Below are 16,826 nucleotides of genomic sequence, written 5' to 3'. Positions count from 1 at the left end.
TGCTGCTGCAGTCGCGGCCACGGTAGCGGCTGCACGGCGCAATCCTGCTCGAGCTGCTCACAAGCCTCGACCAGCCCTTGGGCCCGGGCGATACGTGCGCCACCCTTGACCCGGTGCGCAAGCTCGGCCAGTGCTGGCGGGTCATCCATCACCTGATCGAGCTGGTTCAGGTCGTCACGAATGCTGCTGCGCAGGTCGGCCAGCAGCGCGTTCAGCGCGATATGGTCCCCTCCGACAATGTGCTGCAAATGCGCCAGGTCGAATTCCCTGGTTTCAACGGCCGTGTGAATGGGGTACTGGTCGCCTAGCGCCTTGACCAAGGCCAGCATGTCCAAGGGTTTGAACAGACACACGTCCATTCCGGCCTGGTGGCAGCGGTGGCGCTCGCTTTCCAGGGCGCTGGCGGTCAGGCCGATCAGCCGGCACGCGGGGCGACCGCTGCGCCGCTCATGCTCACGGATGGCCCGGGCCAACGCATGGCCATCCATGCGCGGCATGTTGCAGTCGCTGATCACTACATCGAAATGCTCCTTGAGCCACAAGCGCAGCGCCTGCGAGCCGTCTTCGGCGACCCGCGCCTGGTGGCCCAGGTAATCCAGTTGCTGGGCCAGCAACAAACGGTTGGCCGGGTAATCGTCCACCACCAGCACCCGCAGGCGTACCTCCCGCGGCAACGTCGGGGTGGCCGCGCACGGATCTTCGCGGTCCGCGCCGGGCAGCAGCGCCAGGTCCAGCTCAACGTCTACCCGTGTGCCCTGCCCCAGCACACTGTGCAGGCGCATGCGGCCCCCCATCATCTCGCACAGGCTACGGCTGATGCCCAAGCCCAGCCCGCTGCTGCAGCGCGGCGACTGGCGCTGGTTGCCGCCCTGGCGAAACGGCTTGCCCAGTTCGGCCAGCTCCGCCTCGGCAATGCCGATGCCGGTATCCTCGACCTGCAACGCAACCTGCAGGCGGTCCGCCTTGGCCTGCCCCTGCAGGCGTACCCGTACATGGCCCTGGTGGGTGAACTTGATGGCGTTGCTGAGCAGGTTACCCAGCACCTGCTTGAAACGCAGCGGGTCGAGCAGCACGTCCACGTCCACCTCGCCAGTGGCTTCCAGGTGCAGCTCCAGGCCTTTGCCACGAGCCTGCTGCTCGAACAGCTGGATGGCCCGACACACCTGCTCGCGCAAGCTCACGCGCTGGGGCGTCAGTTGCAGGCGCCCGGCCTCGATGCGGGAGATGTCGAGGATATCGCCGATCAGTTCCAACAGGCTGCGCGCCGCATCAGTGGCGACATCCACCGCCAGGCGGTCGAGCACACCCTGGGCGGCCTTGCGCTGGGCCAATTCGAGCATGCCCAGCACCGCATGCAGTGGGGTGCGGATTTCGTGGCTCATGGTGGTAAGAAAGTGCGTCTTGGCCTGGTTGGCGCTTTCGGCCGCGTAAGTGGCGCGGCGCAGCCGTACCTGCAGACGGCGCAGGTAGCGGATCCACAACAGCGCCAGCAGCAGCAACAGCGCGGCGACCGCGAAGCCCATGGCGATCTGCGTGCGGTAGCGCGGCCACATGCTGTCGGCGACGATCATCGGGTTGCGCCAGCGGCGCACCAGCAGCTCGGCTTCTTGCGGGGCCAGGCTGAGCATCGCCTTGTCGATGATCGACTGCAGTTCGCTGGCACCGCGCGCGCTGGCCAAGGCGAAGTGGGCCGGCGGCAGTGGCAGGCTGGCACTGACCTTCAGCCACCCTGGGTACCAGCGGGCGATGGACGGGCGCGCCTCGGCCATGGTCAGCACCGCCGCCGCGACCCGTCCATTGGCCACCGCATGCAAGGCCTCCACCGGCCCGCGCACCGTCAGTTGGCCGATACCGGGGTATTGCCCCAGCAGTTGCTGCATGGCACTGCCCTGCACCACGGCCACGCTCAGCCCCTCCAGGCGCGCGAGGCTGTCGGCGGTGCCAGCCCGATCACGGGTGACCAGCACCCGCGAGGTGCTCAGGTAGGCCCTGCTGAAGCGCAGGTGGCGTTCATGGCTTTGGCTATGGCGCAATCCGGCGATCAGCTGCGCCTCGCCGTCGCGCACCTGCTCGACCATGCGCCTGACGCTGGTGCCCCCTTCGACCTCGAAACGCAGGCCGCTACGCCGGCTGACCAGGCTCAGCACATCCAGGCTCAAACCCCGCAGCTGGCCCTTGGCGTCGCGATAGCTCAGTGGCAGCGCTTGCTCATCGACCAGCACCTTGACCACCGGGTGCTCACGCAGCCAGCGCTGTTCGGCCTCGCTCAGTTGCAGCGGCTCGGGCCGACGCCCACTGGGGGTGGCCAGGGTCCAGCGCTGCCGGATGCGCACGCGTTGGCGCTCGGGCAGGTTGGCCAGCACCGCATCCACCAGCCGTGGCAATGGGCTGCCATGCTCGGCCGTGGCAAAACCGATGTCCTGCCGGGACAAGGCTGCATGGCCGAGTTCCTCGACCCTGCCCAGTTGGCCGCGCCCCAGCACATGATGCACACCCAGATCGCTGCCCAGATACAGGTCGGCCTGGCCCAGCCACAACGCGGTCAGCGCACTGAAAGGCGAAGGGTGCAGTTGGACCTGGGCCGAGGGGTAATGCGCCTGGACCTGCGCCAGGGTGCGGTAGCCCTCGACCATCGCCAGGCGCAAGGCCTGGGTGTCGGTGTTGCGCGGGCGCTGGCTCTGTTCTGGCGCCATCAACAACGGCGTGTCCTCGGCATAGGGCAACGACAGGCGCAGGCCGGCCTCCAACGCCTGCTGCGCAGACACCGAGCCAAGCAGGTCGATCGTGCCCTCCTGCAGGGCAGTCGCGGCTTGGGCGAAGGTGGCGAACACCTGCACCTGTACCTGCAAGCGCAGGTGTTCGGCCAGCAGCCCGGCATAGTCGGCGGTGATGCCTTCGTAAGCCAGGCCCGTACCAAGGATGTCGAAAGGCGGGTTGTCGCGTTCGACCACGCCCAGGCGCAAACTGCGCCGCTCCCACAACCAGCGCAAGTCGTCGGCCATCGGCTCGTAACGCGGGCCGTCCAGCGCGGCGCGGGTGTGCAATGCCGGCGCGCCACTGGCCGACAGCGCCAGGCAAAACAGCACCAGCAGCGACAGCAAATGCATAGGTAACAGACGGATGGCTAGATCAGCCGGTTGCGGCGGGCGAAGTCCGCCAGGTCGATCAGCGAGTTGACCCTGAGCTTTTCCAGCAGGCGTACCTTGTAAGTGCTGATGGTCTTGTTGCTCAGCAGCATGAACTCGCCGATCGCCTTGTTGCTCAAGCCACGGGCCAGTTGCTGCAGCACCATCAGCTCACGGTCGGTCAACTCGGCGATGCATTGCGCCTCGCTGTACTTCAGGTCCTGGTGGTGCACCGAGCTGAAGGCCACCTCGGGGAAATAGGTGTAGCCGGCCAGCACCGCGCCTACGGCCTTTTTCAGCTCGCACAGGTCGTCGGTCTTGCACACATAGCCAGCGGCCCCGGCCTGCATGCAGCGCAACGAGTAGGTCTCGGCGATCTGCGAGGTCAGCACCACGGACTTGGCGGGACGCTCCAGCCCCTTGATGCGAGTGATCACCTCCAGGCCGTCCAGGCCCGGCATGGCGATATCGAGAATGACCAGGTCCGGCGCGCACTCGCGCACCAGGCGCAAGCCATCGATGCCGTTGCCGGCCTGGCCCACCACCTCCAGCCGCTCCTGGCGCAACAGCGCGCAAACCGTGGAACGGATGAAAGGATGGTCGTCCACCACCACAACTGTATGCATGGGTCTTCCTCACGCGCGGATATGTGTGCGCTCATCCCTCGATGAGCATTTCCTTACGCTGCTCGCCCTCGTGCAGTTCGAACTGATACACCGGCCTGCCCGGCTGGGTGCCGAACTGGCGGTTGCGGCCGGGCAGCACGTGGTGCTTGGTGGCCTGGCTACAGTCCTCGCCGGCGGCCTTGCATTGGCGGAATTGGTCCAGCACCGCCGTAGCATTGCCCTGGTTGAGCACCGTCAGTTGCCCACCCTGGTTGCGCACGGCGGTGTCGAAGCGTGGCTCGCCGGGGCGTACGAACAGCAAGGTGCCATAGCCTGCGAGCAGGTTGACGCCGGCCTTGAGGCTGTCGCGGTAGGCATCGGCCTCTTGCGCGCTGACCGCGAAGCCGTCGCCCTGCTCGGGCAGCACCGGGATGAAGCGCAGGCGGAAGTAACGCTCACGGTCGCGTTCACCCCGGTACAGCAGGCGCACTGCCTGCATGCCCCGCGCCGGCACGATCAGCCGCGCCGGGCTGGCCACCAGGCCGCGCTGTTCCATGGGCAGGCTTTCCTGGTCGACCTCCTGGGCCTGGCCGTTGTCGTCATACACCAGCTCGACGACCGCGACCTTGACGAACGCCGTACTGTCGCCGCCGTTGCGCACCCGCTTGAGCAAGGTGCTCTTGCCCGCGCCGAGGTAGTCGTACAAACCTCCCACGTTCAGCTCGGGTGCGGCCTGGGCCACCAAAGGCGCCAGTAATGCCAGGCAGAGTGCTATCGAGGGTTTCATCATGTACTTCGTCATCCTGAGCAATATTCAATCAACATCGATTTCCAAGTTGTTCACAGAGTCGGTTGTTATCCAAGTCAGACGCTTCCGAACAACAAATAGGAAATTTCCTAATGACAAACGCCAGTCCTAGAGATCCGCATCGAACATCACCGTGACCAGGCCTTCGTAACGGCTACCGGGGCGCGCCAGCATGGCCGGCAGGTCTTGGCTACCCACCTCGAAGTGAAGGGTCCCCGGGCGGTTCCACACCACGTCGCGGGCAACGATGTCCAGTGCCGCTGCCTCACCGGTGGGGATCGCCAGCCGCTCGATCGGCTGGCCGCCGTGCACCAACTGCCCGGGCAGGGTCAGCGCCACCTGGATCGGCACTTGTTGTCCGCGGCCGTTGCTGTCGCGTATCGCACACAAGGTGCCTTGATCGTATTGGCACTGCTTGTAGATCTGCAGAGGCCCGGTGTTCCACAGGGTGAAGGGGATATCGCGCGACAACCGCTGTGGCGCGCTGCGCCCGGCCAGGTAGCTTTGCCAGCCACCCGGCGGCTCCAGCACGGCCCGTTCGGAGCCGGGAGGGAAGCGCATGAACAGGTCATGGCTCACGTCCAGTTCGAGGTTGAACGTGACCACGTTGTCGCTCAGGTCGGTGACATGGCTGCCGAAATCGAAGTCGCCGCCGTCGCCGACGCTATAGTCCACACGCCCACGATAGATACCTTTGGGCATACCGCTTGGCGGGGGGATGATCAGGTGGGTCGCCACCCCGACCTCGTCGACCCCCACGGTGATGACCTCGCCACCAGTTCCAACGCCGCTTGCGTGGCAAGGGTCGGTGATATCGCGAACACGCCAGAGAAAGGCGAAGTACTGGAAGCCAGCCGACATGCTCACGGCGCTGCACCCACCTCTTGGGCCGGAGGCGGCATGGCCCGGGTTGCCGCTGATTTCTGTCGCTCGCTGGCTGACGAATGTGAAGTCGATGGTCAGCATGTAGCGCTCGCCCTGGTCATTGCTGACCTCGACGGAACGGCGCGAGGGCAGTTTGAGGTAGAAGCGGTCGCGCACATCCGGCGCCAGCACGGTCACGGTCTTGGTGTAGGTGATGGGAATATCGAACGCGTGTCGATCGCCTTCACAATTGAACCTGAAGCGCGCGCAAAATACCGCCTTCGGCGTGGTGTTCTCGAACTTGCCGGACGGGTCGGCCCGGTAGCGCGCCGTCACATCGACCTCGATCGCCCCGGCATGCGGCGCCGCCAGAGCCTGCAGCAAGGCGCAGCCCGCCAGAAACCTGTGCAACCTGCCAGCCATCAGCTCTCTCCTTCATTCAATGATGTAGCGGCCTGGGCCAGACCTTCGGGCAGGCACGCCAGGTCGCCCGCCAGCACGATGTCGTCTTCACGCGCCAGGTTGGCCAGGTCCAGTTTCAGCAAGCACACCGACTTGCCTTGATGGCGCACCTCCAGCGAGGGCGTCGATTCGCTCATCTCCACCGCGAAGTGTCCGCCCGCTTCGCTGACGCTGCGGCTGGCGTGGTTGATCACCAGCGCACCGCGCCAGGGCTGGCCGTGGCGATCGAGCAAGCGCCCGAGCACGGTCACCGTGCGCATCACCCGCAGTTGGCGGTACGCCACCCCACCCCGGTTGAGGTGGTAGTCCAGGCTGCTCGGCTGGACCACGGCCGCAGGCTCGTGCTCGCCGTTGAAATCGAACTGCACGTGGCCGGCCTGATAAGCGCCCACCGGGATCACGTTGCGCCCCGGCTTGAGGGTGGCGGACAGCCCGCGGGAATCGTCCGCGCGCAGCTCGAGCGCCGGCAGATCGCTGTCCACATCGATGATCAGGCCGGCATCGTGGGGCAGGTACTGACCGGTCACGGCCAGCTTGCCGCCGCCCATGGCGACGATGCTCTGCAGGTTCAGGCCAGCGCTGAGCTCGCCGTTATAAGAAGAACTCTGCACATAGGCATCGCCGTACATCGCCTGGTTCTGGAACCGCATATCGCCGCCGTACCCGGCACCGTAGCGGTCCACCGTGGCGGTGGCGCCCAGGGTGCGCACCAGCCCCAGATCGACATCCTGCTGGTAGGACAGCGAGGCATTGTGGTCGCTGCCACCGTCGCGCGAGGTACGGCTGCCCAAGCTGGCGGCGATACGCTTGCCGGGGGCGCCCAGGCTCATGCTCAGGCTCAGGTTGACCCCACGGCTGCGCGACTCGCCGCTGCTCAGGGTACCGGGGCGGTCGAACAGCGAAACACGCCAGTTGGTGTCCGAGCCCATCAACTTGCCGTAGAACGACCAGCCCAGGTCCAGGCCCAGCCCCTGGCTGGCACCGCTATTGTGGGACACACGCAAGGTCGCCGTGCTGCGCTGGCCAAGGCGGTGGCTGATCAGCAACGAGGCCTGCTGCTGCTCTTGGCTCATGCCCTGGCTGCGCCGGCTGGCGCCGCGGGTCTCGAGCCAGGACTGACTGTAGCTGGCCACCAGCGAACCCAGGTCATGGGTGTGGATCAACTGCAGGTCGTAGCCGTTGCCCTGGCGCTCGGTACGGTACAGGTTGCCGTAGAAACGGGTGCGGTCGAGCAGTTCCCAGTCCAGCGAGCTGCCGTACTGCATGGCTTCGTTCACTTGCTGCAGCGACAGGCCGAGCACCGCCTGGGGATGCAACAGGTAGTTGCCGAGCACGCCAGCGCTCAGGCTATCGTTCTGTTCATCGCCCCAGTTGCTGAACAGCTGTGCCTGGCGCCCCAGGTACAGGTTGTAGCGCCATGGGGTGTTGGGGTCGCGCCAGTTGCTGGGCTTGTAGACGAACGCCGAACTGCGCGAGGTTTCCTGATTGTCTTCCAGCAGGCGCACCTCGACTTCGTAGATGCCGCCGGGCAATACCCGGGTATCCAGCGGCTGCAGACCCGGCTGCACGGGCTGGCTGTTGATCAGCACGCCGTCGCGGTAGATCTGCGCTACGCCGGGGCGGTTGGGGGTGACGTAGATGGGGGTAGAACTGGCCTGGCCATTGTCTACCAGCAGGCTGTCGCTGCTGCCGACCATCAGGCCCAGGGTGGTATCGGGGCTGTTGCCCAACAGCCGTGGCTGGCGAGTCAGGCCTTGGGCACCTGGGGTGAAGTAGCCCAGGCGGAAGAAGTACTGCTCGTTCAGGCGCTCGGCGTAGAACTGCTCCATGCGGTGGCGGGTACCACGGCGGCTGTCGCTTTCACGGTCGGCACGGGCATCGGCCAGCACGGTCCAGTTGCCGATACTGCCCTGGCCCTGGAGCTGGTAGCTACCAGTGTTCTGGCCCGCGCTGCCGGCCAGGTTGAGCTGGTTACGCACGATCAGGCCAGCGCTGCCATTTTCGGGCAAGGCATGGTAACGCACCGCCTCGGCGCCTTGCTCGGCCTTGTGGGTGAGCAGCGACAGTTGCGAATTGACCAGGCTGTAGTGAATGGCCCGCAGGCCCTCGATGCAGTCGGCCTGGCAGTCGCCCAGCGGGCGCCCGGCCTGCAGGTATTCGCCCCAGCGGCGCCGGGCAGCAGGTGGCTCACGGCTGTCCTGGGTGTCGCTGAACTCGAGCAGTTGCACCTGCTCGTCACGGCCGAGTACCACCATGGCATCGCCCAGGTAACGGCCGTCCAGATCGACCCTCACCGCCAGCGGCACATCGAAGAAGTGCGCCTCGAACTCCCGTGGCAACCCTTTGGCCTGGGTCAGGCTGCCCGCGCCGGCGACCGCCTGCTCGGCCCGGGCTGGCAACAGCCACAGGGTACCGAACAGCGCCAGGCAACAGCACCGGCAAAAGGTGTGAAAATTGGAATTGAGCATGAGCCTGTCTTGCACACGGCGCCCACCTTCGCCCCCGGACCAGCCGGGGCGCGAAGGAAGGCAGATGACGGATGACGAACGGGTGAGCGCGGGAGGATCAAGGGGTGGCAGTTTCGAACATCATGCTGACCAGCCCTTGGTAGTTGCCTGGCAGGTAGCCACCGGCCGGCTCCCGCGGCACGACTTCGAAGTCCACCAGCACACCTGGAGCGGCCTGGGTATCGCTGAGGATCTCGACAGCGCTGGTGGTCAGCGAAGTACCGCCAACCTTGACGTCCAGGTCGATGGCTTGAGCACCGCTGGCGATCTGGGCGGGCGACAGCAGGTGGGCGGTGATGGCGCCGACAGTGCTCTTGGCCTGCAGTTGCTTGCGGATCGGCTCCAGGGTTTCCTGGAACGGGTTCCAGGCCATCTCTTGCGGGTCGTTCATCCAGTTGCCACCCACCGGTTCGACGTAGAACGCGGCGGTTGGCACGACGGCGGTGACCAGTACCTGTTTCTCGATCGGGTCGGCGGCCAGGGCAGAACCTGCGCCCAGTACGGCGAGGGGGAGCGCCAGAAGGAATGCTTTCACGAATAGATCTCCTTTCATCCTGCAGAAAACGTCGCAGAAAAACGCACCAAAACAGCGACTTGCCGTTGGTGCGGAGATTATTCGCCAAGCGCCCCGGCGTTTTACCTAGGACCGCTCTGACGGCGGCTAGGAAATTTCCGAGCGAATATCAAAGTGCCATACCTACTGAGAATGCTGTGCCCGAAACGACGCGGGCCACCCTGAGGTGGCCCGCGCTGGTTACATCGATGGATCAGTGCGAAACCGCACCACTGGCCCCCAGGCCGGTCTGCGAACGTACGAACTGCGGGAAGAACAGCGCGCGTTCTTCATCGGCAGCCTTGGACTTGTCGGTGACCGAGAAGAACCAGATGCTGACGAAGGCAATGGCCATCGAGAAGAGCGCTGGATACTCGTAAGGGTAGATCGGTTTTTCGTGGCCGAGGATCTGCACCCAGATGGTCGGGCCTAGGATCATCAGCGTCACTGCGCTGATCAGGCCCAACCAGCCGCCGATCATGGCGCCGCGGGTGGTCAGCTTCTTCCAGTACATCGAAAGCAGCAGTACCGGGAAGTTGCAGCTGGCGGCGATGGAGAAGGCCAGGCCGACCATGAAGGCGATGTTCTGCTTCTCGAACAGGATACCCAGGCCGATCGCCAGCACGCCGAGGGCGATGGTGGTGATCTTCGACACGCGGATCTCGTCCTTGTCGTTGGCCTTGCCCTTGCGCCAGACGCTGGCGTACAGGTCGTGGGACACCGCCGAGGCACCGGCCAGGGTCAGGCCCGCGACCACCGCGAGGATGGTGGCGAAGGCCACGGCCGAGATGAAGCCCAGGAACACGCTGCCGCCCACGGCGTTGGCCAGGTGCACCGCCGCCATGTTGTTGCCGCCCAGCAAGGCACCTGCGGCGTCCTTGAAGTCCGGGTTGGTGCTGACCAGCAGGATCGCGCCGAAGCCGATGATGAAGGTCAGGATGTAGAAGTAGCCGATGAAGCCGGTGGCGTAGAGCACGCTCTTGCGCGCTTCCTTGGCGTCACTGACGGTGAAGAAGCGCATCAGGATGTGCGGCAGGCCAGCGGTACCGAACATCAACGCCAGGCCCAGGGAGAACGCCGAGATCGGGTCCTTGACCAGGCCGCCCGGGCTCATGATCGCCTCGCCCTTGGCGTGTACCTTGATCGCCTCGGAGAACAGCGTGTTGAAGTCGAAGCCGACGTGCTTCATCACCATCAGCGCCATGAAGCTGGCACCGGAGAGCAGCAGCACGGCCTTGATGATCTGTACCCAGGTGGTGGCCAGCATGCCACCGAACAGCACGTACAGGCACATCAGGATACCCACCAGGATCACCGCGACGTGGTAGTCGAGGCCGAACAGCAGCTCGATCAGCTTGCCGGCACCGACCATCTGGGCGATCAGGTAGAACGCCACCACCACCAGCGAGCCAGAGGCCGAGAGGGTGCGGATTTCCTTCTGCCCGAGGCGATACGAGGCCACGTCGGCGAAGGTGTACTTGCCCAGGTTGCGCAGGCGTTCGGCGATCAGGAAGAGGATGATCGGCCAGCCGACCAGGAAGCCGATGGAGTAGATCAGGCCATCGTAGCCGGAGGTGAACACCAGGGCGGAAATACCCAGGAAGGACGCTGCCGACATGTAGTCGCCGGCAATCGCCAGGCCGTTCTGGAAGCCGGTGATCTTGCCACCGGCGGCGTAGTAGTCGGCCGCCGACTTGTTGCGCTTGGAGGCCCAGTAGGTGATGCCGAGGGTGAAGGCGACGAAGGCCACGAACATGGCGATCGCAGACACGTTCAGGGGTTGTTTCTGCACCTCGCCGGTCAGGGCATCGGCGGCCCACAGGGCGGGTGCGAAGACGCTGCAGGCCAAGGCGGCCAAGGCTTTGGAATGGCGAATCATTGTTGCGCCTCCTCGAGGATGGCCTTGTTCAGCTCATCGAATTCGCCGTTGGCACGGCGCACGTAGATGGCGGTCAGGACGAATGCCGAGACGATCAGGCCGACGCCCAGGGGAATGCCCCAGGTAATCGACGACCCAGGGCTGAGCTTGGCGCCCAGAATCTGGGGACCGTAGGCGATCAGGAGGATGAAGGCGCAGTACAGGCCGAGCATGATCGCCGAGAGAATCCAGGCGAACCGTTCACGTTTGCTGACCAGTTCCTTGAAGCGCGGACTGTTTTGTATCGAGAGGTAAATGCTGTCGTTCATTGTTTTTGTCCTAGCAGCACAGATCAGGGAGAACCCACTGTCACTTTATGCTGCCGTTGGACGCCAACCAGACGACCTTAGTCTTATATGTAAGGGTGTTTTACCGAATGCGTAACAAAGTGACGGCCCTTTCGCGGGTAAACCCGCTCCTACAGGGGTTTGCATAGGCCCTGTAGGAGCGGGTTTACACGCGAAGGAGGCACATTGGCCCTGCAGCCAGATTACTTACCCGTCCACTCCTTGACCCGCTCCGGATGCTTGGCCACCCAGTCCTTGGCCGCCGCCTCAGGCTTGGCGCCGTTCTGGATCGCCAGCATCACCTCGCCGATCTCATCCTTGGACTGCCATTGGAATTTCTTCAGGAACTCCGCCACTTCCGGGGCCTTCTGCGCCAGTTTCTTGCTGCCGATGTTGTTGACGGTTTCCGCCGCGCCATACACGCCCTTTGGATCGTCGAGGAACTTGAGCTGCCACTTGGCGAACATCCAGTGCGGCACCCAGCCGGTGACCGCGATCGATTGCTTGGCGTCGACGGCCTTGCCCAGTTCGGTGGTCATCGCGGCGCCCGAACTGGCCACCAGCTTGTAACCTTTCAGGTCGTAGTCCTTGATCGCCTGATCGGTCTTGATCATCACCCCGGAGCCGGCGTCGATGCCGACGATGCGCTGCTTGAAGCTATCGTCGGTCTTGAGGTCGGCAATGCTGGCGGCCTTGACGTAGTCAGGGACGATCAGGCCGATCTTGGCATCCTTGAAGTTCGGGCCGTAGTCGACGACCTTGTCCTTGTTCTTGGCCCAGTACTCGCCGTGCGTCACCGGCAGCCAGGCCGAGAGGGTCGCATCGAGCTTGCCGGTGGCCACGCCCTGCCACATGATCCCGGCGGCTACCGCCTGCAGTTTCACGTCGTAGCCGAGCTTCTCCTTGATCACTTCGGCGGCCACGTTGGTGGTCGCCACGCTGTCGGCCCAGCCATCCACGTAGCCGATGCTGACTTCCTTGGCCATTGCCTGCGCAGCGCTCATGGCCAATACCAGGGCGCTGCCCACCCCCAGCAAACGTCGGATTCTTGTAGTCGTTGCCATCAAAGCATCCCCTCGTCAGGTCTTGGAGAATCCATAATCCGCCTGCAACCGACAACGACCTGCTCCAAGTGCGACACCTAACCGAACCCTTTGCGACAGCACTGTGCCATTAACGGCAACGGCGTACGCAGGTCTGCGCGATCCTTGCATGCCAAAGGGTTGGCGCCGGGCTACCATCTAACGTTTTGTGCCCGAGGATGGATCGCCCGATGCCCGACGCTTCCCGCCCGCTGTACCTCCTCTACCTGATCGCCTGCCTGCTCGCCCTGCTCGGGCTCGGGGCGCTCTGGTACGGGCTGGGCAAGCCGGTGTCGCTGCCCGATGCAGCCAGCTCCACGCACAAGCTGCAGTGCGCCTCGTACACGCCGTTCGACAAGGACCAGTCACCGTTCGACCAGCCATTTCGCCTGCGCCCGGCACGCATGGACGCCGACCTGGCGCTGCTGGCCGAGCGATTCCAGTGCATCCGCACCTACTCCATGACCGGTCTCGAGGCAATTCCGGCGCTGGCGCGCAAGCATGGGCTGAAGGTCATGCTGGGGGCCTGGGTCAACGCCAGGCAGGCCGATACCGACAAGGAAATCGAGCTGCTGATCGCCGCCGCCAATGCCAACCCCGACGTGGTCAGCGCGGTGATCGTCGGCAACGAGGCGCTGCTGCGCAAGGAAGTCACCGGGGACCGCCTGGCTGCCTTGATCGAGCGGGTGAAGCGCCAGGTCAAGGTGCCGGTGACCTATGCCGATGTCTGGGAGTTCTGGCTGCAGCATCCGCAGGTGGCGCCGGCGGTGGACTTCCTGACCATTCACCTGTTGCCCTACTGGGAAGACGACCCGCGCGGCATCGACGATGCCCTGGCCCATGTGGCCGAGGTGCGGCGGCTGTTCGGCGCGCGCTTCGCGCCCAAGGACATCTTCATTGGCGAGACCGGCTGGCCCAGCGAAGGTCGCCAACGCGAAACCGCGGTGCCGAGCCGGGTCAACGAGGCGCGCTTCATCCGCGGTTTCGTGGCCATGGCCGAGACCAACGGCTGGCACTACAACCTGATCGAGGCTTTCGACCAGCCGTGGAAGCGCGCCAGCGAGGGAGCAGTGGGCGGTTTCTGGGGGCTGTACGACGCCGATCGCCAGGACAAGGGCGTGCTCGAAGGCCCGGTGAGCGATCTCCACGCCTGGTCGCAGTGGCTGCTGGCCAGCGCCGCGTTGATGCTGGCGATGCTGTGGCTGGCCGGGCGCCCTGGCAGCCTTGGCGCGGCCCTGGCGCTGCCGTTGCTGGCGGCGTTCGGCGCGGCCTGCCTGGGCTTGTGGGGCGAGTTGATGCGTACCCATGCACGCTTCATCGGCGAGTGGGCATGGGCCCTGGCGCTGGCGGGGCTGAACCTGCTGGTGCTGGCTCACGGGGTACTGGGCCTGGCACGCCGTGAAGGCTGGCGCCAACGCCTGCATGCCTGGCTGCAGGCCCATGCCGGCTGGCTGTTGCTGGCGGCAGGGTTCGCCGCAGCGGTGAGCATGCTGGCGATGGTATTCGACCCGCGCTATCGCAGCTTCCCCACGGCCGCGTTGGCACTACCGGCATTGCTGTATGCGCTGAGGCCGGTGTCGGCGGCGCGGGCGGAGGTGGCGTTGCTGGCGGTGATCGTCGGCGCCGGGGTGGTGCCGCAGTTGTATCGCGAGGGGTTGCAGAACCAGCAAGCCTGGGGCTGGGCGCTGGTCAGCGTGGTGATGACGCTGGCCCTCTGTAGGAGCGGCCTCGCGCCGCGAAGGGCCGCATAGCGGCCCCCCACGATATCTGCGGCGACGTCAATAACCAGGGGCCGCGTTGCGGCCCTTCGCGGCGCAAGGCCGCTCCTACAACAGCGGGCGGCGCACCAACCGCAACCCGGCCAGCACCACGGCAAACACCGCGATGCTGGCCGTATACAGCACCATTGCCGGCACCGCGAACACCAACGCCAGGCCCGCCAGCCAACTGCCGACACGCCCCGACAACAACTGGGCCACCAGCGCCAATCCCAACCCGGCCCATGCCAGCACCTGGTGGTAAATGGTCAACCCCAGCAGCGCCCGCGCCTGGCACTGCCAGTACGGCCTGGCCTCGGCACACAGGCCAACCCACTGCCCGTTTTCCATCAACCCATAGCGCACGCCGTAACTGGCAGCCAGCCATGACGCGAGGATCAGGAGCGCGACCACGACCGGCAGGGCTCGAGACATTTCCATTTTCCGTTGGTGATAATCGAAGTGTGCATGATTACCCAAGACCCGATGTAAGGCAAAATCACACCCTTGCAGCTATGTTGCAGAGAACGAACCGGCCTCGCCGTACACTGGCGCAGTAATAACTGGCACTACAAAGGCCGCGACACCTGGCAACTTTGCCATGAGCGCCGTGGTCCTAGCCTGCATCGCACTACCTTGCTTGCTTTTCCCTGGGGGACAACATGCTTCGACCTTGGCGCCTCGCCGCACTTCTTGGCGGCCTGTTACTGGCTACGGCTGCTTCAGCGCGGGATATCGACGCCGCAAGCTATGGCTTTCCGCTGACCAACCCGTTCGAGGCGACCATCGCCACCACCCCGCCAGACCAGCGCCCGACGCTGCCGCGCGACGACCAGATCACCCAGTCGGACTACAGCCTCAACCTGCGCCCGGAGCGCGAGTTCACCCTGCCCGACAACTTCTGGCCGGTGAAGAAGCTCAAGTACCGCCTGGCTCGCCAGGATCGCGAAGCGCCGCTGATCTTCATCATCGCCGGCACCGGCGCCCCCTACACCAGCAGCATCAACGAATACCTCAAGAAGCTGTTCTACCAGGCCGGCTTCCACGTCGTGCAACTGTCTTCGCCTACCAGTTGGGACTTCATGAGCGCCGCTTCGCGCTATGCCACCCCGGGCGTCAGCCGGGAAGACGCCAAGGACCTGTACCGCGTGATGCAGGCCATTCGTGCACAGCAGCGGCACCTGCCGGTCAGTGAGTACTACCTCACCGGCTACAGCCTGGGCGCCCTGAATGCGGCGTTCGTCAGCCACCTGGATGAAACCCGGCGCAGCTTCAACTTCAAGCGGGTGCTGCTGCTCAATCCGCCAGTCAACCTGTATACCTCGGTCAGCAACCTCGACAAGCTGGTGCAGACCCATGTCAAGGGCATCGACCGCAGCACGACGTTCTATGAACTGATGCTGAGCAAGCTCACCCGCTACTTCCAGGACAAGGGCTACATCGACCTCAACGACGCCCTGCTGTACGACTTCCAGCAGTCGCGCCAGCACCTGTCCAACGAACAGATGGCCATGCTCATCGGCACCTCGTTCCGCTTCTCGGCAGCCGATATCACCTTCACCTCCGACCTGATCAACCGACGCGGCCTGATCACCCCGCCGAAATACCCGATCACCGAGGGCACCAGCCTGACACCGTTCTTCAAGCGCGCCCTGCAATGCGATTTCGAGTGCTACATGACCGAGCAGGTGATCCCGATGTGGCGGGCCCGCACCGATGGCGGCAGCATCCTGCAACTGATCGACCAGGTCAGCCTGTACGCCCTCGAGGGCTACCTGCACGGCAGCTCCAAGATCGCCGTGATGCACAACGCCGACGACGTGATACTCGGCCCGGGCGACATCGGTTTCCTGCGTAGGGTATTCGGCGATCGCCTGACCCTGTACCCCCATGGCGGCCATTGCGGCAACCTCAACTACCGCGTCAACAGCGACGCCATGCTGGAGTTCTTCCGTGGTTAACAAACTCCTCCTCGTCACTGCCCTGCTCGCCACCGGCAATGCCCTGGCGCAAGAGACCGCGCCGCGCGCCAGCGTGATCGAGGCTGACCCGCAGGTGACCGCCGCGCCATTGACGCCGGAGGCGGACGGCTTCATCGACCCCCTGCGCGAGCTCAAATTCAACCCGGGGCTGGACCAGCGCGAATTCGAGCGCTCCACCCTCGAGGCGCTCAATGTGTACGACCCGCTGGAGTCGATGAACCGGCGCATCTATCACTTCAACTACCGCCTGGACCAGTGGGTGCTGCTGCCGGTGGTCAATGGCTATACCTACGTCACCCCGCACTTCGTGCGCACCGGGGTAAGCAACTTCTTCAGCAACCTGGGCGATGTACCGAACCTGTTCAACAGTGTGTTGCAGCTCAAGGCCAAGCGCTCGGCGGAGATCACCGCACGGCTGATGTTCAATACCCTGCTCGGCGTGGGCGGCTTGTGGGACCCAGCGACCAAGATGGGCCTGCCCAAGCAGAACGAGGACTTTGGCCAGACCCTCGGCTTCTACGGCGTGCCCGAGGGGCCCTACCTGATGCTGCCAGTGCTGGGGCCGTCGAACCTGCGTGACACCACCGGGCTGGTGGTGGACTACGTGGGCGAGGACGCGGTCAACTACCTGAACGTAGCCGAAGCCAGCAGCGACCATCCGGAGATCTTCGCCCTGCGCGTGGTAGACAAGCGCTACACCACCAACTTCCGCTATGGCCAGCTCAACTCGCCGTTCGAGTACGAGAAGGTGCGGTATGTATATACCCAGGCGCGTAAGTTGCAGATAGCCGAATGATGACCCGCGCCATGTAGGAGCGGCCTTGTGCCGCGATGGGGCGCGAAGCGGCCCCGGCATTTTCTGGTGCGAAGCTGAAA

12 protein-coding genes and 1 pseudogene are annotated in these 16,826 nt (G+C 64.7%); 3 read left to right on the top strand and 10 right to left on the bottom strand.

Going from position 1 to position 16,826, the window contains the following annotated elements:
- Positions 1–20: 20 nt before the first annotated feature.
- The 9 genes and pseudogenes from IAE37_RS28930 to IAE37_RS26950 form a co-directional block, all read right to left on the bottom strand.
- Positions 21–3,002 (bottom strand): annotated as a pseudogene (locus IAE37_RS28930) (transporter substrate-binding domain-containing protein); the annotation flags it as partial.
- 122 nt (positions 3,003–3,124) lie between these two features.
- Positions 3,125–3,751, bottom strand: a complete 627-nt coding sequence (locus tag IAE37_RS26985) for a response regulator transcription factor (protein ID WP_201178505.1) — start codon at positions 3,749–3,751, stop codon at positions 3,125–3,127.
- 31 nt (positions 3,752–3,782) lie between these two features.
- Positions 3,783–4,520, bottom strand: a complete 738-nt coding sequence (locus tag IAE37_RS26980; protein ID WP_201178504.1) for a molecular chaperone — start codon at positions 4,518–4,520, stop codon at positions 3,783–3,785.
- Positions 4,521–4,646: 126 nt separating this feature from the next.
- Positions 4,647–5,825, bottom strand: coding sequence for a hypothetical protein (locus IAE37_RS26975; protein WP_201178503.1), 1,179 nt, complete (start codon positions 5,823–5,825; stop codon positions 4,647–4,649).
- Positions 5,825–8,332: a CS1-pili formation C-terminal domain-containing protein gene (locus IAE37_RS26970; RefSeq protein WP_201178502.1), complete on the bottom strand. Its 2,508-nt coding sequence runs from the start codon at positions 8,330–8,332 to the stop codon at positions 5,825–5,827. Before IAE37_RS26970 ends, IAE37_RS26975 begins: the two co-directional genes overlap by 1 nt.
- 97 nt (positions 8,333–8,429) lie before the next feature.
- Complete coding sequence (locus IAE37_RS26965; protein WP_201178501.1) at positions 8,430–8,906, bottom strand: CS1 type fimbrial major subunit; 477 nt, start codon at positions 8,904–8,906, stop codon at positions 8,430–8,432.
- A gap of 232 nt (positions 8,907–9,138) precedes the next feature.
- Positions 9,139–10,803: a cation acetate symporter gene (locus IAE37_RS26960; protein WP_201178500.1), complete on the bottom strand. Its 1,665-nt coding sequence runs from the start codon at positions 10,801–10,803 to the stop codon at positions 9,139–9,141.
- Positions 10,800–11,111: a DUF485 domain-containing protein gene (locus IAE37_RS26955; protein WP_201178499.1), complete on the bottom strand. Its 312-nt coding sequence runs from the start codon at positions 11,109–11,111 to the stop codon at positions 10,800–10,802. The genes IAE37_RS26960 and IAE37_RS26955 overlap by 4 nt, the downstream gene beginning before the upstream one ends.
- Before the next feature lie 221 nt (positions 11,112–11,332).
- Positions 11,333–12,193, bottom strand: coding sequence for a glycine betaine ABC transporter substrate-binding protein (locus tag IAE37_RS26950; RefSeq protein WP_201178498.1), 861 nt, complete (start codon positions 12,191–12,193; stop codon positions 11,333–11,335).
- Between the two features lie 197 nt (positions 12,194–12,390).
- Here IAE37_RS26950 and IAE37_RS26945 point away from each other — a divergent pair, with 197 nt between their 5' ends.
- Positions 12,391–13,962, top strand: a complete 1,572-nt coding sequence (locus IAE37_RS26945; RefSeq protein ID WP_201178497.1) for a beta (1-6) glucans synthase — start codon at positions 12,391–12,393, stop codon at positions 13,960–13,962.
- A gap of 75 nt (positions 13,963–14,037) precedes the next feature.
- On the opposite strand, the gene IAE37_RS26940 is transcribed toward IAE37_RS26945, so the two are convergent.
- On the bottom strand, positions 14,038–14,403 hold the full coding sequence (locus IAE37_RS26940) for a hypothetical protein (protein WP_201178496.1): 366 nt from the start codon (positions 14,401–14,403) through the stop codon (positions 14,038–14,040).
- A gap of 227 nt (positions 14,404–14,630) precedes the next feature.
- On the opposite strand from IAE37_RS26940, the gene IAE37_RS26935 reads away from it, so the two are divergent.
- The gene (locus IAE37_RS26935) at positions 14,631–15,929 is read left to right on the top strand and encodes a serine/threonine protein kinase (RefSeq protein WP_201178495.1); all 1,299 of its coding nucleotides are present in this window, start codon (positions 14,631–14,633) and stop codon (positions 15,927–15,929) included.
- Positions 15,930–16,002: 73 nt separating this feature from the next.
- Positions 16,003–16,746 (top strand): MlaA family lipoprotein, encoded by a 744-nt coding sequence (locus IAE37_RS26930; RefSeq protein ID WP_442967875.1) that lies wholly within the window; start codon positions 16,003–16,005, stop codon positions 16,744–16,746.
- Positions 16,747–16,826: the final 80 nt, after the last annotated feature.

The organism is Pseudomonas sp. S31, assembly GCF_016648105.1.
GTDB lineage: Bacteria > Pseudomonadota > Gammaproteobacteria > Pseudomonadales > Pseudomonadaceae > Aquipseudomonas.
This window is presented reverse-complemented; position numbering and strand designations above follow the sequence as displayed.